The 21,036-nt window shown below is 66.4% G+C and carries 21 protein-coding genes and 1 tRNA gene; 9 read left to right on the forward strand and 13 right to left on the reverse strand.

The annotated features are described in order from the left end of the window. The 7 genes from ASE13_RS06955 to manD all read right to left on the reverse strand — a co-directional run bounded on the left by ASE13_RS06955 (position 1) and on the right by manD (position 6,340). On the reverse strand, positions 1–1,395 hold the full coding sequence (locus ASE13_RS06955) for a hypothetical protein (protein WP_156404773.1): 1,395 nt from the start codon (positions 1,393–1,395) through the stop codon (positions 1–3). Between the two features lie 37 nt (positions 1,396–1,432). After that, on the reverse strand, positions 1,433–2,005 hold the full coding sequence (locus ASE13_RS06960) for a CHAP domain-containing protein (RefSeq protein ID WP_056612974.1): 573 nt from the start codon (positions 2,003–2,005) through the stop codon (positions 1,433–1,435). Positions 2,006–2,066: 61 nt separating this feature from the next. Beyond that, entirely contained in the window at positions 2,067–2,912 is an 846-nt protein-coding gene (locus tag ASE13_RS06965; protein ID WP_056612976.1) for a DUF817 domain-containing protein, read from the reverse strand. Positions 2,913–2,917: 5 nt separating this feature from the next. Beyond that, positions 2,918–3,343 (reverse strand): GFA family protein, encoded by a 426-nt coding sequence (locus ASE13_RS06970; protein ID WP_056612978.1) that lies wholly within the window; start codon positions 3,341–3,343, stop codon positions 2,918–2,920. Further along, complete coding sequence (locus tag ASE13_RS06975; protein WP_056612980.1) at positions 3,340–4,185, reverse strand: AAA family ATPase; 846 nt, start codon at positions 4,183–4,185, stop codon at positions 3,340–3,342. Before ASE13_RS06975 ends, ASE13_RS06970 begins: the two co-directional genes overlap by 4 nt. A gap of 38 nt (positions 4,186–4,223) precedes the next feature. Further along, complete coding sequence (locus tag ASE13_RS06980) at positions 4,224–4,889, reverse strand: DUF6975 family protein (RefSeq protein WP_056612982.1); 666 nt, start codon at positions 4,887–4,889, stop codon at positions 4,224–4,226. Positions 4,890–5,128: 239 nt separating this feature from the next. Then, positions 5,129–6,340, reverse strand: a complete 1,212-nt coding sequence (gene manD, locus ASE13_RS06985) for a D-mannonate dehydratase ManD (protein ID WP_056612984.1) — start codon at positions 6,338–6,340, stop codon at positions 5,129–5,131. Positions 6,341–6,417: 77 nt separating this feature from the next. Here manD and ASE13_RS06990 point away from each other — a divergent pair, with 77 nt between their 5' ends. Next, positions 6,418–7,188 (forward strand): FadR/GntR family transcriptional regulator, encoded by a 771-nt coding sequence (locus tag ASE13_RS06990; protein WP_056612986.1) that lies wholly within the window; start codon positions 6,418–6,420, stop codon positions 7,186–7,188. A gap of 119 nt (positions 7,189–7,307) precedes the next feature. Here the strand turns inward: ASE13_RS06990 and ASE13_RS06995 are convergent, their stop codons facing one another. The 3 genes from ASE13_RS06995 to ASE13_RS07010 form a co-directional block, all read right to left on the reverse strand. Then, entirely contained in the window at positions 7,308–7,904 is a 597-nt protein-coding gene (locus ASE13_RS06995) for a hypothetical protein (RefSeq protein ID WP_056612988.1), read from the reverse strand. Between the two features lie 129 nt (positions 7,905–8,033). Next, positions 8,034–8,285 (reverse strand): hypothetical protein, encoded by a 252-nt coding sequence (locus tag ASE13_RS07000; RefSeq protein ID WP_056612990.1) that lies wholly within the window; start codon positions 8,283–8,285, stop codon positions 8,034–8,036. A 242-nt stretch (positions 8,286–8,527) separates the two neighbouring features. Next, a tRNA-Ser gene (locus ASE13_RS07010) sits at positions 8,528–8,617 on the reverse strand. A gap of 106 nt (positions 8,618–8,723) precedes the next feature. On the opposite strand from ASE13_RS07010, the gene ASE13_RS07015 reads away from it, so the two are divergent. The 8 genes from ASE13_RS07015 to ASE13_RS07050 all read left to right on the forward strand — a co-directional run bounded on the left by ASE13_RS07015 (position 8,724) and on the right by ASE13_RS07050 (position 17,219). Further along, positions 8,724–9,770 (forward strand): lytic murein transglycosylase, encoded by a 1,047-nt coding sequence (locus ASE13_RS07015; RefSeq protein WP_082596414.1) that lies wholly within the window; start codon positions 8,724–8,726, stop codon positions 9,768–9,770. Continuing rightward, entirely contained in the window at positions 9,754–10,737 is a 984-nt protein-coding gene (locus tag ASE13_RS07020; protein ID WP_056612994.1) for an SPOR domain-containing protein, read from the forward strand. Before ASE13_RS07015 ends, ASE13_RS07020 begins: the two co-directional genes overlap by 17 nt. Before the next feature lie 23 nt (positions 10,738–10,760). After that, on the forward strand, positions 10,761–11,921 hold the full coding sequence (locus ASE13_RS07025) for a D-alanyl-D-alanine carboxypeptidase family protein (RefSeq protein ID WP_056612996.1): 1,161 nt from the start codon (positions 10,761–10,763) through the stop codon (positions 11,919–11,921). Between the two features lie 102 nt (positions 11,922–12,023). Beyond that, positions 12,024–12,998 carry an AAA family ATPase gene (locus ASE13_RS07030; protein WP_056612998.1) on the forward strand — a complete coding sequence of 325 codons (975 nt, stop codon included), beginning with the start codon at positions 12,024–12,026 and terminating at the stop codon, positions 12,996–12,998. A gap of 40 nt (positions 12,999–13,038) precedes the next feature. Continuing rightward, the gene (locus ASE13_RS07035) at positions 13,039–13,464 is read left to right on the forward strand and encodes a MerR family transcriptional regulator (RefSeq protein ID WP_056613000.1); all 426 of its coding nucleotides are present in this window, start codon (positions 13,039–13,041) and stop codon (positions 13,462–13,464) included. A gap of 10 nt (positions 13,465–13,474) precedes the next feature. Further along, positions 13,475–15,277 carry an acyl-CoA dehydrogenase C-terminal domain-containing protein gene (locus ASE13_RS07040; protein ID WP_056613002.1) on the forward strand — a complete coding sequence of 601 codons (1,803 nt, stop codon included), beginning with the start codon at positions 13,475–13,477 and terminating at the stop codon, positions 15,275–15,277. 41 nt (positions 15,278–15,318) lie between these two features. After that, the gene (locus ASE13_RS07045) at positions 15,319–15,795 is read left to right on the forward strand and encodes a PH domain-containing protein (protein WP_056613003.1); all 477 of its coding nucleotides are present in this window, start codon (positions 15,319–15,321) and stop codon (positions 15,793–15,795) included. Beyond that, positions 15,792–17,219, forward strand: a complete 1,428-nt coding sequence (locus ASE13_RS07050; protein WP_056613005.1) for a PH domain-containing protein — start codon at positions 15,792–15,794, stop codon at positions 17,217–17,219. Before ASE13_RS07045 ends, ASE13_RS07050 begins: the two co-directional genes overlap by 4 nt. 1 nt (position 17,220) lies before the next feature. On the opposite strand, the gene ASE13_RS07055 is transcribed toward ASE13_RS07050, so the two are convergent. The 3 genes from ASE13_RS07055 to ASE13_RS07065 all read right to left on the reverse strand — a co-directional run bounded on the left by ASE13_RS07055 (position 17,221) and on the right by ASE13_RS07065 (position 21,035). Then, on the reverse strand, positions 17,221–18,615 hold the full coding sequence (locus ASE13_RS07055) for a cell wall hydrolase (RefSeq protein ID WP_321164330.1): 1,395 nt from the start codon (positions 18,613–18,615) through the stop codon (positions 17,221–17,223). A 180-nt stretch (positions 18,616–18,795) separates the two neighbouring features. Continuing rightward, positions 18,796–19,716 (reverse strand): cysteine synthase A, encoded by a 921-nt coding sequence (gene cysK / locus ASE13_RS07060; RefSeq protein WP_056613008.1) that lies wholly within the window; start codon positions 19,714–19,716, stop codon positions 18,796–18,798. Then, on the reverse strand, positions 19,713–21,035 hold the full coding sequence (locus tag ASE13_RS07065) for an MFS transporter (protein ID WP_056613010.1): 1,323 nt from the start codon (positions 21,033–21,035) through the stop codon (positions 19,713–19,715). Before ASE13_RS07065 ends, cysK begins: the two co-directional genes overlap by 4 nt. Between the last annotated feature and the right edge of the window lies 1 nt (position 21,036).

The raw sequence follows: 21,036 nt of genomic DNA on the forward strand, positions 1-21,036 counted from the left end.
TTAGGGCTGGCGCTCGTACAGCGTCCAGTGGGTGCCCGACATGCCATGGGCGTGGGCTTCGGCGATCGGGGCGTAATGCGCGCCGCAAAGCGCGATCAGGCGGGGCGGCTCCTCGCCGCGGAACCGATCGGCGAAGAAGAAGCGCGCGGCGGTGCAATCGGCGAGCTGGACCTGCAGGGGATAATGCGCGGAGGCCGCCGCCGCCTCGAGCGTCGCTATGCCGGTCTCGCGATCGAGAAGGAGGTGGGTGCCCTGCGGTGCGCGCGCCTGCATCGCGCGGATCGCGGCGCCGGGATCGCCGCGGCGGTTGATCGCCAGATCCATGTCGAGCGCCAGGCTGGCAGCGGTGATCGCGGCGAGCGCGCCGGCGGCGAGCCAGCGCTTCCAGCCCCCGGCACGCCAGCCCAGCCAGAGGAACTCGGCGATCAGGATGAGGAGTGCGATGCCGACAAGGAGATAATAACGCGGGTGCGCGACATTGCCCGGGCGGAGCAGCACCAGCGCCAGCGGGAAAGCGAGGATCGCGAGGCGGTGAAAGGCGATACGTGAGACACCGGCGGAAGGCGCGAGGATGACGAGCGCCGGAATGGCGGCGAACCACCAGATGCTCACCACCGGCAGGCCGACGACATATTGCACCAGCTCCGACACGCCGTGGAGCAGTCCCATCGTGTCATACGGATCGTAGCGGCCGAACTTGAAGCCGGTGTGCGCTGCGGCCGCGCCGAGGATGATCACGGCGACGAGGCCCAGCGCTATCGCCGAGGGGAGGAGCAATCGCATCGTGCGCAGGACCGCCGCCTTGAACGACTCCCGCCTCCACAGCGCGAAGAATACCCAGCCTGCGATCGCGCAGAAGCCGAAGAACATGATCAGCTGCGAGAAGGCGCCGAGGAAGAAGCAGATCGCCAGTGCGAGTGCGGGGCTGCGCTCGGCTTCGCCGGCGAGCCAGCGATCGACGAGGAGGATCGCCATGAGCAGAGCGAGCGACATCGGCGCGTAGCCCCGCGCCTCTGAGCCCAGGGTCACGAGGGCGGGCGAGACCGCGAAGAGCAAGGCAGTGATCAGTCCCAGCGCGAGGCTGCGGCGCGCGCCGATCATCGCCGCCACGAGGATCGCCAGCGTGCCGGTGACGATCGACAGCGCGCGGGCAAGCGGCGGCGGTGCGTCGAATCCGACCAGCAGCAGCCATAGCGAGTTCAGATGGTGGTTGTTGTCGTGATTGATGTTGAGGAAGATGGCGAGCGGGGTGCCGGCATCGTGCGCCTGCTTCGCCGACCATGCCTCATCGAGCCAAAGCGCGCCCTGCGCACCGGCGATGCGGAGCGCGAGCCCGAGCACGACGATCGCGCCGAGCAGCCACCAATATCGCCTGTCGGCACCCTCAGCCCCCATGGCGCCTTTCATGCTTCAGTGCCGGGGCCCACACAAGTCAGCGCGCATAGGCGTCGATCAGCGAACCGACATAATCGGGCTGGCGACTGCTCAGCTCCGCCGCGGGGCGGGCGGGGCGGATCGCCTTGCCCGCGGCGGGATCGGGGGTGCCGTAGATGAAGCCGTGCGCGGGATAGATCGAGCTGCCGAGCCCGTTGGTGTCGCGGTACCAGACCTTGACGAGGCTCCAATCGCCGCGCTCGGAGACGTCGAACAGGGTCACGTCCTGTTCGGCATGACCGCGTTCGCCATTGAGGCGCGACCAATTGGCATGCGTGACCATCAGCACGCGCTTGTCGACGATCCGGCTGACCACGGCGACGTGGCCCAAGGGCAGCCGCGCGCTCTTGGAGAAAGCCAGCACCGCGCCGACCCGCGGCTTGCGGCCGCGCTGGTAACGGCCATCGGCCTGGTCCCACCATGTCCACGCGTCGCCATAGATCTGGATGCCCGACGCCGCGCGGGCGAAGGGGACGCATTGGCCGACATATTCGAGAAGCGACTGCGCCTGCACGGGTGCGGCGGTCAAAGCCGCGGCGACGAGCGCGATCGGAAACGCAAAGCAACGCATATATGGGCACCGTACAAGTGCCCCCCCAACCTCCGGGTATCCCGGAGTGGTTAAAAATGAGTTAACTGTGTTTTTTGCGTCCGTGCACCACCTCGACCAGCACGAACGAGATGATCATCAAGAGGTACCATGCGCCGAGCTTGGCGGGTGAGACGAGTTCCCAGCCATCCTCTTGGCCCGGATACATCCATGCGCGCGAGAAGGTGCCGACATTCTCGGCGAGCCAGATGAACAGCGCCACCAGCAGCCAGCCGAGCAGCAACGGCATCCAGCGCTCCTGGCGCCAGACGGTAAAACAGACGCGCGTGCGCCAGAAGAGCAGCGTCGTGGCGGCGAACAGTGCGAGACGGATGTCCGGCAGCCAGTGATGCGCGAAGAAATTGACGTAGATCGCGACCGCAAGGAGCCAGCTGGTCCAGCGCGGCGGATAGCCGGGAAAGCGGAAGCCAAATATCCGCCAGACCCGCGCGATATAGCTGCCGACCGCAGCGTACATGAAGCCGGAGAAGAGCGGCACGCCGCCGATGCGCAGCAGGTTCGCCTCGGGATAGAGCCACGATCCGTGCGCGGTCTTGAACACCTCCATCACTGTCCCGACGAGGTGGAAGGCGAGGATGACCTTGGCTTCCTCGAGGCTTTCCAGCCGGAAAGCGAGCATGCCGACCTGGATCAGCAGCGCGCCGATCACGAGGAAGTCGTAGCGCGCGAGGGGAGCGTCGGCGGGATAGAGATAGTGCGTGCCGAGCAGCAACGTCAGCAGCAGCGCGCCGAACAGGCAGGCCCAGCCCTGCTTGAAGCCGAACAGCAGGAACTCGTAGGCCCAGGCGTGCCAGCCCGGGCGCGGTTCGAACGCCTCCAGCCGCGCGCGGACGCGGGCGAACCGGGTTGCGCCCGCACGCGACTCCATCGGGTTCAGGGCTTGGCGGCGGGCGGCGGAGGTTGGCGCGGGAAGCGTTCGAGCGCCGGGTCGATAGCCGCCCAGGCAGGCGCATCCTCGATCCAGATCGCGACCTGCGGGGCGAGATCGTGGGGCGGATCGAGGAAGCCGAGACGGATCGTGCGGAACTGCGGCCGCGCCGAGGATTGGCCCATCACCGGCGTGCAGCACTTCGCGCAGAAGCTCTGGGTCAGGGTGTTTCCGCTCGCCGCCGTGTAGGACGTGGTCGCCAGTTCGCCCTCGATCATGAGATCGTCGGTCGCGAACATCGCGTTGGTGGTGGGCGAGCCCGCGGCGATCTGCTGGCATTGGCGGCACCAGCATTGGCGCACGGTGAGCGCTTCGCCGGCGATCGTGGCAGTGACCGCGCCGCAGGCGCAACGTCCGGTGTAGCGGCTCACTTGCTCTGTCTCCGGCTCATGAAGGCGAGGCGTTCGAACAGCATCACATCCTGTTCGTTCTTGAGCAACGCGCCGTGGAGGGGCGGGATCGCCTTGCTCGGGTCCTTCGACTGGAGCACGTCGAGCGGCATCTCTTCGTGGAGGAGCAGCTTGAGCCAGTCGAGCAATTCGCTGGTCGACGGCTTCTTCTTGAGGCCGGGGACCTCGCGGATGTCGTAGAAGATGTCCATCGCCTTGCCGACGAGGATCTTCTGGATGCCGGGGAAGTGGACGTCGATGATCGCCTGCATCGTCTCGCGGTCGGGGAATTTGATATAGTGGAAGAAGCAGCGGCGCAGGAATGCGTCTGGTAGCTCCTTCTCGTTGTTTGAAGTGATCACCACGATCGGCCGCTCGGCGGCGCGGATGGTCTCCTTGGTCTCGTAGACATGGAATTCCATGCGATCGAGCTCCTGGAGGAGGTCGTTGGGGAATTCGATATCGGCCTTGTCGATTTCGTCGATCAGCAGGACGGGGACCTCGGGGGCGGTGAACGCCTCCCAGAGTTTGCCCTTGCGGATGTAGTTGGCGATGTCGTGGACGCGTTCGTCGCCGAGCTGGCCGTCGCGCAGGCGGGCGACCGCGTCATATTCGTAGAGGCCCTGCTGCGCCTTGGTGGTCGACTTGACGTTCCACTCGATCAGCGGCGCGCCTACCGCCTTGGCGATCTCATAAGCGAGGACGGTCTTACCGGTACCCGGCTCGCCCTTGACGAGCAATGGTCGACGGAGCGTGACGGCCGCGTTGACGGCGACCTTCAGGTCCTCCGTCGCGACATAGCTTTGGGTACCTTCGAAGCGCATGCGCTCTCGTAGAGGGGCAGGGCGCCCCGGCGCAAGCTTCAGGCGCGGTTGCGGGCGCTCGTGCGGGCTTCGAGCAGGTCCCACAGGCCGCGATGCTGGGCGAAGACCTGTTGCGCGCCGAACAGCATCGCACGCTCCATCGATGCCTCGCGGGCGAGGGCATCGACGACGCTGACGGTCTCTTCCGCCAGCGGAAGCGTCGAGACGGGGATGGCCAAGCCCAGCCGCGTGGCGACGGCGTCGAGGACTTCGCGGATCGTCGCCCAATCGATCGCCAGGGCCAGCGCGGCACCGGCGGCACAACCGGCGCGATCGGACTGGGCGAGCATGTCGAGCGCATGGCGCTGTGCGTGCGCCGCGGCTTCCGATTCGGCATGGCCGGGCGTGCTCGGCAGTGGACCGGCGGCGGCGACGATGCGGACGAGATAGGCGCGCTCGGTGGCAAAGGCATCGGCGGCGGCCTCGAGCCAGTCGCGCTCGAGCGAGACGCGGGCATGGTCGAGCGCATGGTCGACCACGCCCGGATGGCGGCCGTGGAGCACGCAGATGAAATGCGCGGCATCGGCGAGATCGCGCAGCGGCTCGAGGTGATCGGCGAGGTTCTGGAGATAGGGGTGATTCGCGCTGCCATCAGAGGCGACGAGCGAACCCATCGCTCCCCATGTGCCACCGAGACGGGCGATCTGTGCGGTGTCAAACGGCATTCTGCCCCCAAATCCCTGAACTGCCGGAGATACCGGCGCGCTCGCTATGCAGCCCGGGGATATACCGAAGCACGTAAATACGTGGTTGACGGTGAATTTACCGTTCAGTCGCAGTTTGTGGAGAAATAGGAATTCGCATTACCCAAGTGCTTCTGCAGAGGCAGAAGCGCAGGATTACGAACTATTACCTTTTCCCGGTTCCTGCCTTCGCGGGAGCTCCGCACCATTGTCCAAGTAAATCACCAGCTCCACATCGTCCCGTCTTCGAGCCGGTTCACCGGAAGATAAGCGCGCTTATACTCGTGCTTCGCGGCCAGCGCCTCGTCGATATCCACGCCGAGCCCGGGCTTGTCGCCGGGGTGCATCAGGCCGTTGGTGAGACTGTAAGCGTGCGGGAAGACCGCGTCGGTCTCGGGAGTGTGGCGCATATATTCCTGGATGCCGAAATTGGGGACCGACAGGCCGAAATGGAGCGCAGCGGCCATGCTCACCGGCGAGAGATCGGTCGCGCCGTGGCAGCCGGTGCGGACCTGATGGAGATCGGCGAGGCCGGCGATGCGGCGCAGATGCGTGATGCCGCCCGCGTGGACCACGGTCGCGCGGACGTAATCGATCAATTGCTCTTCGATGAGTTGCTTCGCGTCCCACACCGAATTGAAGATCTCGCCGACCGCGAGCGGGGTGGTGGTGTGCTGGCGGATCAGGCGGAAGCCGGCCTGGTTCTCGGCCGGAGTCGCATCCTCGAGCCAGAACAGCCGGTACGGCTCGAGATCCTTGCCGAGCCGGCCCGCTTCGATCGGGGTGAGGCGGTGATGGACGTCGTGGAGCAGGTGGATGTCCCAGCCGAGCGCATCGCGGCCCTTCTCGAACAGCTCCGGCACATGGCGCATATATTTCGACGTCGACCAGACCGTCTCGTCGGGCAGCGATCCCTTGGCGGGTTCGTAATAGAAGCGCTCGCCCGACACGCCATAAGTGGCGGCGAGGCCGGGCACGCCCGACTGGAGGCGGACGGCCTTGTAACCCTGTTCGAGATATTCCTGCGCGCGCTCGATCGTCTCGGCGATGTCAGAGCCGTTCGCATGGCCATAGACCATGCAGCCCTCGCGCGCCGCACCGCCGAGGAGCTGGTAGACCGGCATGTTGGCGAGCTTGCCCTTGATGTCCCACAGCGCCATGTCGACCGCGGCGATCGCGCTCATCGTCACCGGGCCGCGGCGCCAGTACGCGCCCTTGTAGAGATATTGCCAGATGTCCTCGATCCGGTGCGCGTCGCGGCCGATCAGGCAGGGGATGACATGATCGGTGAGGTAGCTCGCCACCGCCAGTTCGCGGCCGTTCAGCGTCGCATCGCCGACGCCATATACGCCCTCATCGGTCTCGATCTTGAGCGTGACGAAATTGCGGCCAGGGCAGGTGACGACGACGCGCGCGGAAGTGATGCGAGGCAAGGGTAGACAATCCTTAGAAGTGGTCAGGCCAATATCCGCTTGTGATGGGTGCCGTGTCAACCTAGGGTGGGCATGTTATGAAGATCACGGGCAAAAAGCTGTACCAGCGGGTGGCTGCTTCGATCACCGAAGCGATCGAGGCGGGACGCTGGTCGCCCGGCACGCGGCTGCCCGGCGAGCGCGATCTCGCCGAGGAATATGGCGTCAGCCGCCCGACGATTCGCGAGGCGATGATCGCGCTCGAGATGAAGGGTTGGATCGAGGCGCGGCACGGATCGGGCCTCTATGTCACCAAGCGCGATCACGGCTCCGGTCATCGCGAGGATGCGCTCAATTTCGATATCGGCGCATTCGATCTCACCGAGGCGCGGATCCTGTTCGAAGGCGAAGCGGTCGCGCTGGCGGCGGTATCGATTTCCGACGAGCAACTCGATGAGCTCGATCAGTTGCTCGTCGAAATGGCGGCCGATGATTCGAACGAACCATCGGTGATGGACGCGGATCACCGCTTCCACCTCGCGATCGCCAATGCGACCGGCAATGCCGCGATCCGCAGCGTGATCGAATATCTGTGGGAGCTGCGCACCAATTCGCCCTTGTCCGCGAACATGTTCGCGCGGGCGAAGCGCGGCGGCATCACCCCGCGAGTCGAGGAGCATCGCCCGATCGTCGAGGCGCTCCGCGCGCGCGATCCGCACGCCGCGCGGAGCGCGATGCGCAGGCACCTGCGCGGCGTGGTCGACGATCTGCTCGCGGCGACCGAACTCGAAGTGATGGAGCGCGCCCGCAGCGAATTGGACGCGCGCCGGGACAGCGTGGCGCGCCGGCTCAAGATCGGCTCGGTCTGAAGGCGCTGCGGCCGGAATTGGCCTGACCAATCGAGAGATGACGGTGTCGCGGGATCTACGAGACGCTGGCGCCGCTTTGCGTCGTCGGGTCTAGAGCGCTAAGCTGACTAGCCCTCTCTTCAATCCCCTGAGGTGAAGAGGGGGCGCCCTTCTTGCAACGGATAGCCGCCAAGGAAGTGGATCAACGGGTGCAGCGCCCGCTGCCATGCCTCTTTCGCCTCTTCAGCTGATGGAAGATGAGGCGTGTAGACCCAAACCGTGCACGTGAAGCCATCTACATCGGCGCTCGAGAAGTGAGCGCCTTCTAGCTCCCAGCGGTAATTCACTACCTCAGTGAAACTGCTCCCATGCAGCATCTGGTCAAACTTGAAAAACAACGGAAAATAGTTGCGTGCGTCTGCAATGGCTTCTGCGGTGTTGATGGCAAACTCCACGTAGCCGGACCAACGATATCCTTTGTCCTCTGAGAACGACCAACCGGCGCAACCCACACTCACCAAACCGTTCTCCGGCTGGCTTATGGTTTCGACCAAATCAAAAAGCGCAGGATCGTCATCAAGCTCCGGCACTTGGGCGAGAAGGTGTGGGTTTCCCTTAAGGTCCTTGAAGCCATAATTCGCTGCGCCGTCTCCGCGCAGCTCACCGTGCCCACCATACGGAATCCCCTTTCCGTTGTGCCCGATCGTCAGCACGACACTATAGGACTTCTTAGCCATATCGCCTCCACTTGCTCGCCACGCCCGCGCCAAGGCCACCGATCCCCGCTATACAACATCGGGGCCAAAGAACTTCTTCCGCCTGACGCTGCTAGTATCTGCGCCCTCGGGCGTGGGATGTTGTTATGATTAGGCGTTCGGTTTCCCGACGATGTATTCGTAATCGCCCATCATCGGGTCGGGATATACGTATCGGCCCCGATAGGCCCGCATTTCCCATTTCCAGAGGATCATATCGACTTCCTCTGTCGTGAGCAGTTCCCGAACCAGAAATTGGCCCGCGAGTCTGAAGCCCATTTTGATACCTGAGGGGGTATCAGGCAAAGCGTCGATCTCTGCATCTATCGCTGCGCGAAGCTCCGCGAACTCGTGGTCTTTCATACTGCGCCTCCTTTATGATCGCTGAGATTACCACGGTTGGCGAAAGAGGTGGGATTCGAACCCACGGACGGATTGCTCCGTCGCTGGCTTCCAATACCAGTTCCTCAAACCACTCAGCGACGCTTGAAGGACATCCACTTTCGGCAACCCCGCCGAGGGGCAAGCGACCAGAACTTGCGCGCGAAGCAATCATGACTGCTGGAGAAGCCGCGGCGGCTTCTAAGCGGAAAACCGGCGGTCTCTGGCGGAGAGGGTGGGATTCGAACCCACGGTGAGCTTGCACCCACGGCGGTTTTCAAGACCGCTGCCTTAAACCACTCGGCCACCTCTCCGCTGGCGCCCCCGCTATCGCGCTCCGCGGCGGCGCGCCACAAAATCTTGCTCGGCTGCCGATTTGAGGGGCTTCATGCCCGCGCCCGGCTGTGGCACAAAACCGGCATGTTGGCTTTGCGTGCGATGATCGGGAAGGTGGCGGCCCTGGCCGTGGCCGTGGTGCTGGCTACCCCGGCGGCGGCGCCGGCGATCGCGCAGGACGAAAGCGGCTTCCAGGCGTACCTTCAGACGCTCGGGCGGCAGGCGGTGGCGGAAGGCGTCACGCGGCGCACCGTCGATCGGGTCATCCCGACCCTCACTTTCAATGCCCGCGTCGTCGAGCTCGACCGGCAGCAGCCCGAGACTCGGCCGAATGCGCCGATTTCTCCCTTCGAACCCTATCGCGTGAAGCATGTCGATGCGGCACGGATCGGGCAGGGGCGCAGCGCATATCAGCGCCAGCGGCCGCGGCTCGCGCGGATCGAGCGCGAGACCGGCGTTCCCGAATCGATCATGGTCGCGATCTGGGGGCACGAGACCAATTACGGCCGGGTGATGGGCGGATTCGATTTGCCCCGCGCGCTCGCCAGCCTCGCTTATGAAGGACGGCGGCGCGACTTGTTCGCGAGCGAGTTCATCGCGACGCTCAAGATGATCGACCGGGGCGTGCCGCGCGAGAAGCTGGTCGGGAGCTGGGCCGGCGCGTTCGGCGGGCCGCAATTCCTGCCGAGCGTCTATCTGAGGCTCGCGGTGGACGGCGACGGCGACGGGCTCGCCGATATCTGGAGCAGCGAGGCGGACACGCTCGCCTCGATCGCCAATTATTTCGTCAATGCCGGCTGGCGGCCCGGGCAACCCTGGGGCATCGCAGTGCGCGTGCCGGACGGGTTCAACCGCGCGGCGATCGCCGGGCGCACCACCGCGCCGCGATGCCCGCGCGTCCACGAACGCCACAGCCGCTGGAAGACGATAGCCGAGTGGCGCGCGCTGGGGCTGGTTCCGCAGGGCAGGGCCTGGCCCGCCGACAATGTGCAGGCGACCCTGCTCGAGCCCGACGGCCCGGGAAGGACCGCCTATCTGCTCACCGGCAATTATCGCGTGATCCTCGATTATAATTGCTCGAATTTTTACGCTTTGTCGGTAGGCCTGCTCGCCGATGAAGTGGAACGCTAGCGCAATCGCTGCTCTTCTCCTCCTCGCCGGATGCGGCGGGGACCGGAGCCTTGCCCATATCGCACCCGAGCTTCCCGGCTCGGTCGCCGCCCGGAATTCGGGGCAGCACGCGCCTGCGATCGGGGCGTTCGCCGTCGCTCCGAACGGCCAGGCTGCGCCCGGCGCAAGCTATGCCGTTCCGGGCAGCGTACCGCCCCCGCCCGCACAGGACGGTTATGCCGATCCCGCCGCGAGCGCGACCGGTCCGCGCGGCTCGTCGCAGCGGACTCCGGGCGAGCAGCGTTATGACGAAGTCGGCTACGCCGGAATCGGCTTCGAAGATGCGAGCATCACCGGACTCCACGCCTCACTTGCGCCCGACACGCTCGTCGAAGTGACCTCGCTGGAGAATGGCCGCACGATCGTGGTGCTGATCACCGGGTCCATGGCGCCGGGAACCCGCGGCCCGATCGATCTTTCGAGCGGCGCCGCCCGTGCGCTCGGCCATGACGGCGCCGGGCCGATCGCCGTGCGCGTGCGGAAAGTCGCTGCCGGTCCGGGAGACATGCTGGCGCTCCGCTCGGGCCGTTCGGCGGCGGCACGGCCGGATACGCCGCCGATCCTGCTCAACGCGCTGCGCAAGCATCTCGGCGCGCCAACGGTAGCGGCCGCACCCGCTCCGGCGACCACGCGGCCCGCCACGCCGCCACGTCCCGCAGTGTCTCGCCCGAGCGTTTCGCGCCCCGCGCCGGCGCCCCGCGCGGCACGCCCGGCATCGGGCCGGGGCTTTTACGTTCAGGTCGCCGCACTTTCTAACGCCGGGAACGCGCAATCGCTTGCACAGAGGATGGGCGGCTTCGTAAAGCAGGGCGGAGGGCTCCATCGCGTGCAGCTCGGCCCCTTTGCGACAAAGCGGGAGGCGGATGCTGCACGGGCCGGGGCCGCACGCGCGGGTTATGGGGACGCGCGCGTGATCGCCGTCAACTGAGTAACCCGGGGACCCGGACACCGATGAACAAGCTTTTCGCCGCCTCGATCCTGGCCCTCGCCGTCGCTTATCCCACCACCGCGCAGACTCCGCCCTTCGATACGCCGGCGCCGATCGCCTATCTGGAGGACCTGTCCTCGGGCGCGGTGCTCTATGCCAAGGATGCCGATCGCCGCATCCCGCCGGCATCGATGGCGAAGATGATGACGGTCTATGTCGCGTTCGACCTGATCAAGCAGGGCAAGCTCAAGCTGAGCGACACCGCCGAAGTCCGCCCCGAGACGTGGAAGAAGTGGCATTCGCAGGGCTCGACCATGTTCCTCGCGGTGGGTGAGAATCCGCGCGTCGAGGATCTGCTCAACGGCATCGTCACGCTTTCGGGCAACGACGCCTGCGTCGTCCTCGCCGAGAAGATCGCGGGCACCGAGGAAGCGTTCGTCAACCTGATGAACCAGCAGGCCAAGAAGCTTGGCCTCACCAACAGCCAGTTCGGCACGTCGAACGGCTGGCCCGACGAGGGCCGCACCTTCGTCACCGCGCGCGACCTGGCGCATCTCGCCAAGGCGACGATCCAGGATCACCCGCAGCTCTACAAGCAGTTCTACAGCCGCACCTCCTACACCTGGGGCAAGACGCTCGGCGCGGGCGAGGCGATCACGCAGGGCAATCGCGATCCGCTGCTCGGGCGCGTCCAGGGTGCCGATGGGCTCAAGACCGGGCATACCGACGAGGCGGGATACGGCTTCACCGGATCGGCCGATCAGAACGGGCGACGGCTGGTGATGGTCGTCGCAGGTCTCAGCACCTACGGCCAGCGCGCCGAGGAATCGGTGCGCTTCATGCAATGGGGCTTCCGCGCATGGAGCCCGCAGCCGATCGCGTCGAAGGGCAAGAGGATCGGCGAAGTCGAAGTGCAGGGCGGCGGATCGAGCAGCGTCGGCGTCGTCGCGCCGCGCGATCTCAACGCCACCGTGCCTGCGGGCACTTCGCCCAAGATGACCGGCAAACTGGTCTATCTCGGCCCGGTGAAGGCGCCGATCAAGGCGGGGCAGCACATCGCCGACCTGATCGTCGAGACGCCGGGCATGCCGACCCAGACGCTGCCGGTGGTGGCCGAGGCCGATGTCGGCGAAGCGGGATTTTTCCGGCGGGTGTGGCTGGGGCTGACGTCGCTGTTCGGCTAATCCGTCACCCCGGCGAAAGCCGGGGCCTCATGCCATCTGCCGCTCGCTTGCGGCCTGAGATCCCGGCTTTCGCCGGGATGACGATTGGTGTCTAAAACCCTCATGCTCCTCGGCAACGAATCCGCCCGTGATGCGCTCGCCGCTGCGATGGCCAGCGGTGCGCTGCATCATGCCTGGCTGATCGCCGGACCCGAAGGCGTGGGGAAGGGGGCATTCGCGCGCATCGCCGCGGCGCGGATGCTCGCCGAGGGCAGCGAGCCGCAAAAGCTCGGCCCCGGCTGGGAAGTCCCCGAAACCACCCAGACCGCGCATTTGATCGCCGCGGGTGCACATCCCGATTACCGCGAGCTGGTGCGGCTGCCCAAGGATGCGGCCAAGCCGGAAGAGGCGCTCGCGCGATCCATCACCATCGCGCAGGTGCGCAGCCTCCAGCCCTTGTTCGCGACCAAGCCGTCGCTCAGCAGCCGCCGCGTCGTCGTCATCGATTCGATCGACGATCTCGAACGCGGCGGCGCCAATGCGCTGCTCAAGAATCTCGAGGAACCGCCGGCGGGAACGATCTTCCTGCTCGTCAGCCATGCGCCGGGGCAATTGCTGCCGACGATCCGCTCGCGCTGCCGGCTGCTGCGCTTCGAGCCGCTGCCCGCCGAGCAGGTCGCCGCGATCCTGCGGTCCGAGCTGCCGCAAGCGAGCGCCAGCGAGATCGAGGCGCTGGTGCGGGCCGGCGAAGGCTCGCCCGGCCGCGCACTCGGCTTTGCCGGGCTCGATCTCGCCGCGCTGGAAGGCGACATGGCCGCGCTCGCCGAAACCGGCGATCCTTCCAATGCGGTGCGCTCGCGGCTCGCCAAGCTGCTCGGCGCGAAGGCCGCCCAGCCGCGCTACGAAGCATTCCTGCATCGTTCGCCGAGCTTCATCGCCGAGCGTGCCCGCACGCGATCGGGAGAGGGGCTGCGTGTCGCGCTCGACGCCTATGCCGAAGCGCGCGAGCTGGCGGGTGCGGCGACCGGGCTGTCGCTCGACGCGGGCGCCACCGTGTTCGAGATGTCGGGGCTGATCGCGCGACTGTCGCCGCGCTGATCGCTTGACGTTCACGTAAAGGTAAAGCTATAAAGCGGCCATGCCCGCTGCCGCCTTTCCGATCGAGGCCCTGGCGCCGATCGAGCCGCGTCCCGAACAGGATGCCTTCTCCATCTCCGATCTGTGCGCGGAGTTCAGCGTCACGCCGCGGGCATTGCGCTTCTACGAGGATGAGGGGCTGATCGCGCCCGAGCGGCGCGGCACCCAGCGCATCTATTCGCACGCCGATCGCGCCCGGCTCGCCTGGATCCTGCGCGGCAAGCGCGTCGGCTTCAGCCTGGCCGAGATCAAGGAGATGATCGACCTCTACGATGTCGACGACGGCCGCCGCATCCAGAAGCAAGTGACGCTCGCGCGCTGCCGCGATCGCATCCAGCTGCTCGAAAACCAGAAGCGCGATATCGACGCGCACATCGCCGAGCTCCAGCAATTCGTCGAACTGCTCACAAGCAGCGACAGCCACTGAGGAACCTGAAATGCCGCAATATACGCCGCCCGTGCGCGACACGCGCTTCATTCTGGATTCGGTGATCGGGCTCGATCGCTACGCCAATCTGCCCGGCTTCCAGAACGCGACGCCCGACATGGTCGAGGCGGTGCTGGAGCAAGGCGGCCAGTTCGTCGCGGAAGTGCTGTTCCCGCTCAACCATTCGGGCGATCAGCAGGGCTGCACGCGCCACGACGACGGCAGCGTGACCACGCCCGACGGCTTCAAGGAGGCGTACCAGCAGTTCGTGGAGAGCGGCTGGGGCACGCTGAGCGCGCCCGCGGAATTCGGCGGCCAGGAGATGCCGCATGTCATCTCGACGGCGTTCCAGGAATATATGATCTCCGCCAACATGGCCTTCGCCATGTATCCGGGGCTCACCCACGGCGCGATCGCCGCTCTGCTGGTCAAGGGCTCGGACGAGCAGAAGGCCAAATATGTGCCCAAAATGATCTCGGGCGAGTGGGGCGGCACGATGAACCTCACCGAGCCGCAATGCGGCACCGACCTCGGGCTGATCCGCACCCGCGCCGAGCCCAATGCCGATGGCAGCTACAGCATCACCGGCACCAAGATCTTCATTTCGTCGGGCGAGCACGACCTGACGAGCAACATCATCCACCTCGTCCTGGCGAAAACCCCCGGCGCGCCCGAGAGCACCAAGGGCATCTCGCTGTTCGTGGTCCCCAAGTTCATGGTCGGCGACGACGGATCGCTGGGCGAGCGCAACGCAGTGACCTGCGGCTCGATCGAGCACAAGATGGGCATCCACGCCAACTCCACCTGCGTGATGAACTATGACGGCGCCAAGGGCTGGCTGGTCGGCGAGGAAATGAAGGGTCTGGCCGCGATGTTCATCATGATGAACGCGGCGCGGCTCGGCGTGGGCCTTCAGGGGCTCGGCGTCGGCGAGACCGCCTTTCAGAACGCGGTCCAATATGCCGAAGACCGCCGGCAGGGACGTGCATTGACCGGGCCGGCCGAGCCAAATGAAAAGGCCGACACGCTGTTCGTCCATCCCGATGTCCGCCGCATGCTGATGGAAGCCAAGGCGCAGACCGAGGGGCTCCGGGCATTGTGCCTGTGGGGGGCGCTGCAGGTCGATCTCGAACATGCCGCGGCGACCGAGGAGGAGCGTCAGCTCGCCGCCGATCTGGTTGGCCTGCTCACCCCGGTCATCAAGGGCGTCGGCACCGATATCGGCTACAAGGTCGCGACCGACGCGCAGCAGGTCTATGGCGGGCACGGCTACATCGCCGAATGGGGCATGGAGCAATATGTCCGCGATGCCCGCATCTCGATGATCTACGAAGGCACCAACGGGGTGCAGGCGATGGACCTCGTCGGCCGCAAGCTCGCGATGAACGGCGGGCGTGCGGTGCAGGCGTTCTTCAAGCTGGTGAGCGATGAGATCGCCGCGGCGAAGGGCGACGAGAAGCTCAAGACCTTCGCCGAGGCGCTGGAAAAGGCGCTCGGCCATCTCCAGGGCGCGACGATGTGGCTGGCGGCGAACGGCTTCCAGAACCCAAACCATGTCGGCGCGGGTGCCTATCCCTATATGCAACTCACCGGCACGGTCGCGCTTGGCCTGATGTGGCTGCGCATGGCCAAGGCGGCGGTCGATGGCCTCGCCGGCGGCGCGGAGAATGCCAAGTTCCTCGAAGCCAAGCTGGTCACGGCGCGCTTCTATGCCGAGCGCTTCCTGCCGGATGCCGGCGCGCTCCGGCGCAAGGTCGAGAGCGGCAGCGACGCCGTGATGGCGCTCGATCCGGAGATGTTCCGGGCGGCGTGAAGCCGCTTGAGCGGCGGGCAAGGGCATAGCATGGTCGGGCGATGAGCCTGACCATCGTGCCTTTGCATCCCATCGAACGCGGCCAATTGAACGTCATGCGCGCGCGCGGCGCAGTGATGGCGCTCGTGCTGATCGTGCCCGCGATCATTGCCGAGGTCGCGCTGGCGGACGGACTTCCGGTGCACGGAGCGATTGCCGGCGTAGCGCTTCTCACCGGGATCTGGCTGGCGGTTATCGCGCCGCCGCGGCGGTGGCGGCACTGGGGCTATGCCTTTACCGGGCGCGAACTCCATGTCGCGCACGGCTGGTGGACGCGAGTGCACACGATCGTGCCGGTGATCCGGGTCCAGCATATCGACGTGGCGCAGGGGCCGTTGGAGCGGACCTTCGGCGTGACGCGGCTGATGCTGCACACCGCCGGAACCGATCAGACCGTGGTGACGCTGCCCGGCATCACCCGCGGCACCGCCGAGGAAGTACGCGACGCCATCCGCGAACGGATCGGCAGCGCGGCGTGAGCGACGAAGTACCGCGCCGGGTGCATCCGGGCACGATTGCCATCGGCCTGGTCAAGTCGGCGCCGTCGACGCTCCTCGCGCTGCCGGCGTTGCTCGCGTTCGGCGGCGAGTTCGGGATCGGCAGGGTCGTGTTGCTGACGCTCGTCGGCATCGCGGCGATGGCGTTCTTCACCTGGCTGGGCTGGTGGCATTTGACCTACCGCCTGACCGACGACGAGTTCGTGATCGAAAGCGGGGTACTCCACCGCAGCCGCCGTTCGATCCCGCTCGAGCGCGTGCAGGACGTGTCGATCGAGCAGAAGCCGCTTGCACGGTTGTTCCGGCTTGCTCTGGTGCGGATCGAGACCGGTGGCGGCGACAAGGACGAGGCGACACTCGACAGTGTGACGCTGCGGGAGGCGCACCGGTTGCGGCTGGCGCTACGCCGCACGCCGGTTGCGGTGAGCGTCGAGGCACCCGTTTCCGAAGTCGCGGAGGCCGGGAAACCGCTGTTCGCGATGCCGTTGGAGCGCGTGCTGCTCTATGGACTGTTCAACTTCTCGCTCGTGTGGCTCGCGGCGATCTTCGCGCTGCTCCAGACGGCGGATCAGGTGATCGCATTCGACTGGAAAGAACTCGTCGGGATCGCCGGACGCGAAGTGCGCAGCCATTTGACCGTGAAGGCGGGGCTGACCGTCCTCGCACTGGCGCTCGTATTGGGCATCGTTGCGGGCCTTGTCCGGACTGTCACGAAGGAATTCGGCTTCCGGCTCGACGCGGAGGAAGGGCGCTTCCGGCGCGTGCGCGGGCTGCTGACGCGGAGCGAAGTGGTGATCGTCAACGCGCGCGTACAGCTGGCGCTGGTCCGCCGGGCGCCGATCAGCGGGCGGCTCGGGTGGCGGAGTCTCGAATTCCAAACCCTCGGCGGCAGTGACGACCGCTCGGGGCGACAGGAAATGGCGCCCTTCGCGCGCGACGACGAGATCGCGGAAGTGATCGACGCGGCGGGGCTGCCGCGCTTCGAGGCCGACGCGCTGACTCCAGTATCGCGTGGACATGTGCTGCGCGTGGCGCTGCGGCATGGGCTACCGGTGGTCGTCGTCTTCGCAATCGCCGGTGCGTTCTTCCCGCTGCTCTGGCTGGGGCTGATCCTCGTGCCCGTGCCGGTCGGGCTCGCATTGCTCCAGCGGCGGCGGCATCGTTACGGGCTGCGCGAGAGCAGCGCGCAAGTGACGCGCGGCGTGCTGTCGCAGCGGGACTGGACCGTGCCTTATACCGCCGTCCAGACGATCTCGGTGCGGCGAAGCTGGCTGCAACGGCGGCTGGGGCTTGCGACCGTGACGATCGACACCGCGGGGGCAAAGGGCCTGCACCGACCCGATATCGCCGATGTCGCCGCGCCGATCGCAGTGGGGCTGGCGCAGGAACTGGTGGCGCACGCCTGATTCAGTTTGTCGGTGTAGGCGTGGCCTTGGGCACGGACAGCGTGAAGCTCACCGGTGGTTTGGTGGTCGGCGCGGGATCGGTCTTGCGGCGCACGCCGGTCAGCGGAGCCGGTCCGGCCACCGCCGATTTCGTGTCGGGGAGTGGAGTCGCGGCCGCAACGGGCTGCGCCACCGCGACCGGGGCCAGCGCCGGCGGCTGGATGCGCATGCATTGAAGCGGGCTGGGGCGCTTGAACTGCTGGCAGTTCCACAGCGCCTTGGCATAGCCTTGCGCCTGATCACGCAGATAGCTGAACGACATCGCCACGGTCTGCGCGGGGGTGGCGGGGAGCTTGGCCGGCTTCAACTTGGGATCGGTCCACGCCATGAACTTGCAGTAGAGCCGTTCGCCGCAGGTCTTGATCGCCAGCGCGGCGAAGGCGTCGGCGTTCATCTTCCTGTCGAGCACGACGAGGAAATGATTGGCGTCCAATCCCGCCCCGACCGGATTGGGTACCGCGCTGTCGGGGATCGTCGCGGGATCGATGAGCGAACCGTCGCCTTGCAACGCCGCCTCGAGCGGATTGGTCGTGTCGCCCTGGTGGGCATTCGACAGCCGCGCCATCTGGGGCACGTTGGGCTCGACCCCGGCATAGCCGCGCGTGAAGGCCGGGGGCGTGCCCCACCAGCCGGTCCAGCGGAAGAACAGATGCGTGTCGACCGCAGTGATCTTCTCAAGGCTGGCGCTCCAATAAGGGACGACCCAGTTGGTGTGATAGTGCGTGGCGTGGCCGACGGCGCGATAGACCGAGCCGTTGAGCGCCGCGCGTGCCACGTCGCGGGCGCGCTCCCACGCCGCCGGGCTCGGCGAATAGCGCAGCATCGCACCGTCGCACGTGAAGGTGAACTGGCAGCCGGTGCTCCGCTCGGATCCCTGGAAGACCACGCCGCAGATCGTCTTGGGAAAAGCAGGGTGGCGCATCCGGTTGATGATCACCTGCACGACTGCGCGCTGTCCCTTGGCATCGTCGCCGGCCTCGTAATAGCCGGCTGCGGCGAGGCAATCCACGGCGCGGGCCTGGCTGTCGGCGGCGCCGGAAAGGTGGAAGGCGCGCGCCGCCGGGTTGGGCAGGGTCGAAAAGGGGATCGCGGCGTTGATCGCACGCGCATCCTCGGGGGCGACTTCCTGCAGCTTGAGCGGATCGACCGGCGGCAGCTCCTGCTTGGGAACGACCCGCTTCGAGATCACCACCGGCGGGCGCTTGTGAACAATCGTGCGCGGCGTGTTGGACACGAGCAGCACCGGTACCGCGACCGCCACAAGTGCCAGCAAGGCGATGACGATGCGCAGATAGAGCGGCGCGGGGCGCCGGGGCTCCGCCGGCGCAAGCGCGGCCTCACGGGTTTGCATGAGCATCTTCGCCGCTGCCCTCAGCCCCGCCGCACGGGCTGGCAAATCGAGGTCGAGAAACGGCGAACGGACAAGATACTGCTCCAGCGGGGTCGCCGCCCATAACGCAGCAAATGCGAATTTGGAACCATTGCGCCGTCGAAACGCCGCAATGGCCCGATGACCTGCATTATGCCGGCGCCGCGGTCAGCTCTCCGGCAGGAACTCCGGAACGCTCAAATAGCGCTCGCCGGTGTCGTAGTTGAAGCCGAGCACGCGGCTGCCGTCGGGCAGGTCGGGCAGCTTCTGCAGGATCGCGGCGAGCGTCGCGCCGGACGAGATGCCGACGAGCATGCCTTCCTCGCGCGCGGCGCGGCGGGCCATGTCCTTGGCGACGCCGGCATCGACCTTGATCACGCCATCGATTGCGTCGGTGTGGAGGTTCTTGGGAACGAAGCCTGCGCCGATGCCCTGGATCGGGTGCGGACCGGGCGTACCGCCGGAGATCACCGGCGAGAGCTCGGGCTCGACCGCGAAAACCTTGAGGTTCGGCCAGCTCTTCTTGAGCGTCTCGGCGACGCCGGTGATGTGACCTCCCGTGCCGACGCCGGTGATGATCACGTCGATCGGCGAATCGGCGAAGTCGTTGAGGATCTCCTGCGCGGTGGTGCGCATGTGGACATCGACGTTCGCCGGGTTCTCGAACTGCTGCGGCATCCAGGCGCCGGGCGTGGTCTCGACGATCTCCATCGCGCGTTCGATCGAACCCTTCATGCCCTTTTCGCGCGGCGTGAGATCGAAGCTCGCGCCATAAGCCAGCATCAGGCGGCGGCGCTCGAGGCTCATGCTCTCGGGCATGACGAGGATGAGCTTATAGCCCTTGACCGCGGCGACCATCGCCAGGCCGACGCCGGTGTTGCCACTGGTCGGCTCGACGATCGTGCCGCCGGGCTGGAGATCGCCCGAGGCCTCGGCCGCCTCGACCATCGCGAGCGCGATACGGTCCTTGATCGAGCCGCCGGGATTGGAGCGCTCGGACTTGATCCAGACCTCGGCGCCGGGGAACAGCTTCTGCACACGGATGTGCGGGGTGTTGCCGATCGTCTCGAGGATCGTGTTCGCCTTCATGTCGTCATCTCCTTGGGAGGCACTTCGAGGTTGGCCGGAGGATCGAAGGTGCGAGCCCGCCTGAGTTCGGGGAATAGCTTGGCCCATACCAGTGTGACAAGGATCGCGCCGATGCCGCCGCCGATCACCGCGGCCAGCGGGCCGATCAATGCGGCGAGGAAGCCAGATTCGGCTTCGCCCAGTTCGTTCGAGCCCGAGATGAAGAGGGTCGACACCGCGCCGACGCGACCGCGCATCTGATCGGGCGTATAGAGCTGGATCAACGATTGGCGGACATAGACGGATACCATGTCGGCGGCGCCGAGCACGAAGAGCGCGGCGAGCGAGAGCAGGACCGCCGGCGCCAGATCATGGCCGATCGCCGAGGGGCCGAGCAGCCCGATCAGAACAGGTGCCGAGGCGCCGAACACTATGGTCGCGGCTCCGAAGACCGCCACGGCGAACAGCATCTTCTTGCCCACCTCGGTCTTGAGCGGGCGCCACGAGAAGAACAATCCGATCATCACTGCGCCCAATGCCGGCGCGGCGCGCAAATGGCCGAGGCCTTCGGAGCCGACCTGGAGGATGTCGCGGGCATAGACCGGCAGCATCGCAGTGGCGCCGCCTAGCAGCACAGCGAAGAGGTCGAGCGAGATCGCCCCGAGCACGAGTCGGTTGCGACGGACGTAATGGAGGCCGTCGACCATCTGCGCCCAGGGGCTGCCGGTGAATTTCACGCTGGTGCGCGGGACTGGCGAGATCAGCAGCATCATCACCAGCGCCAGCGAGAACAGCCCGGCCGCGACGAAATAGGGCACCGAGGCACCGGCGGCGTAGAGATAGCCGCCCATAGCCGGGCCGATCACGGTGCCGATCTGCCACGAGACCGAGCTCAATGCGATCGCCGTGGGCAGGCTCTCCTTGGGTACGAGATTGGGCGCGAGCGCCCCGAGCGCCGGGCTGGCGAATGCGCGCGCCACGCCGAGCAGCGCGGCGATGCCGAACAAAGCGGGGAGAGTGATCGTACCGGTATAGGTGAGCCAGCCCAATGCCAGGCCGCACAAAGCCTCGAGCGCCAGCGCCGCCCGGGCGATCCAGCGGCGGTCGATGCGGTCGGCGAGCCAGCCGGCGAACAGCGACAGCGCCAGCAGCGGCAGGAACTGCGCCACCCCGATCAGCCCGAGCTGGAACGCGGCTTCCTTGATCGTCATCGTCTCGCGGGCGATGTCGTAGACCTGCCAGCCGATCACGATCACCATCGCCATCTGGCCGAGCGTGGCGGCGAAACGAGCCACCCAATATGCGCGGAAATTGGCAATCGCGAAGGGATGGATCGGCATG

The organism is Sphingomonas sp. Root241 (genome assembly GCF_001428865.1).
Lineage (GTDB): Bacteria > Pseudomonadota > Alphaproteobacteria > Sphingomonadales > Sphingomonadaceae > Sphingomonas.

What these genes read in the sequence shown, in the direction of transcription:
- ASE13_RS06955 (WP_156404773.1), bottom strand. Translation starts at nt 1,395, where the DNA reads ATGGGGGCTGAGGGTGCCGACAGGCGATATTGGTGGCTGCTCGGCGCG.
- ASE13_RS06960 (WP_056612974.1), bottom strand. Translation starts at nt 2,005, where the DNA reads ATGCGTTGCTTTGCGTTTCCGATCGCGCTCGTCGCCGCGGCTTTGACC.
- ASE13_RS06965 (WP_056612976.1), bottom strand. Translation starts at nt 2,912, where the DNA reads ATGGAGTCGCGTGCGGGCGCAACCCGGTTCGCCCGCGTCCGCGCGCGG.
- ASE13_RS06975 (WP_056612980.1), bottom strand. Translation starts at nt 4,185, where the DNA reads ATGCGCTTCGAAGGTACCCAAAGCTATGTCGCGACGGAGGACCTGAAG.
- ASE13_RS06980 (WP_056612982.1), bottom strand. Translation starts at nt 4,889, where the DNA reads ATGCCGTTTGACACCGCACAGATCGCCCGTCTCGGTGGCACATGGGGA.
- ASE13_RS06990 (WP_056612986.1), top strand. Translation starts at nt 6,418, where the DNA reads ATGAAGATCACGGGCAAAAAGCTGTACCAGCGGGTGGCTGCTTCGATC.
- ASE13_RS06995 (WP_056612988.1), bottom strand. Translation starts at nt 7,904, where the DNA reads ATGGCTAAGAAGTCCTATAGTGTCGTGCTGACGATCGGGCACAACGGA.
- ASE13_RS07000 (WP_056612990.1), bottom strand. Translation starts at nt 8,285, where the DNA reads ATGAAAGACCACGAGTTCGCGGAGCTTCGCGCAGCGATAGATGCAGAG.
- ASE13_RS07015 (WP_082596414.1), top strand. Translation starts at nt 8,724, where the DNA reads ATGTTGGCTTTGCGTGCGATGATCGGGAAGGTGGCGGCCCTGGCCGTG.
- ASE13_RS07020 (WP_056612994.1), top strand. Translation starts at nt 9,754, where the DNA reads ATGAAGTGGAACGCTAGCGCAATCGCTGCTCTTCTCCTCCTCGCCGGA.
- ASE13_RS07025 (WP_056612996.1), top strand. Translation starts at nt 10,761, where the DNA reads ATGAACAAGCTTTTCGCCGCCTCGATCCTGGCCCTCGCCGTCGCTTAT.
- ASE13_RS07030 (WP_056612998.1), top strand. Translation starts at nt 12,024, where the DNA reads ATGCTCCTCGGCAACGAATCCGCCCGTGATGCGCTCGCCGCTGCGATG.
- ASE13_RS07035 (WP_056613000.1), top strand. Translation starts at nt 13,039, where the DNA reads ATGCCCGCTGCCGCCTTTCCGATCGAGGCCCTGGCGCCGATCGAGCCG.
- ASE13_RS07040 (WP_056613002.1), top strand. Translation starts at nt 13,475, where the DNA reads ATGCCGCAATATACGCCGCCCGTGCGCGACACGCGCTTCATTCTGGAT.
- ASE13_RS07045 (WP_056613003.1), top strand. Translation starts at nt 15,319, where the DNA reads ATGAGCCTGACCATCGTGCCTTTGCATCCCATCGAACGCGGCCAATTG.
- ASE13_RS07055 (WP_321164330.1), bottom strand. Translation starts at nt 18,615, where the DNA reads ATGCTCATGCAAACCCGTGAGGCCGCGCTTGCGCCGGCGGAGCCCCGG.
- cysK (WP_056613008.1), bottom strand. Translation starts at nt 19,716, where the DNA reads ATGAAGGCGAACACGATCCTCGAGACGATCGGCAACACCCCGCACATC.
- ASE13_RS07065 (WP_056613010.1), bottom strand. Translation starts at nt 21,035, where the DNA reads ATGCCGATCCATCCCTTCGCGATTGCCAATTTCCGCGCATATTGGGTG.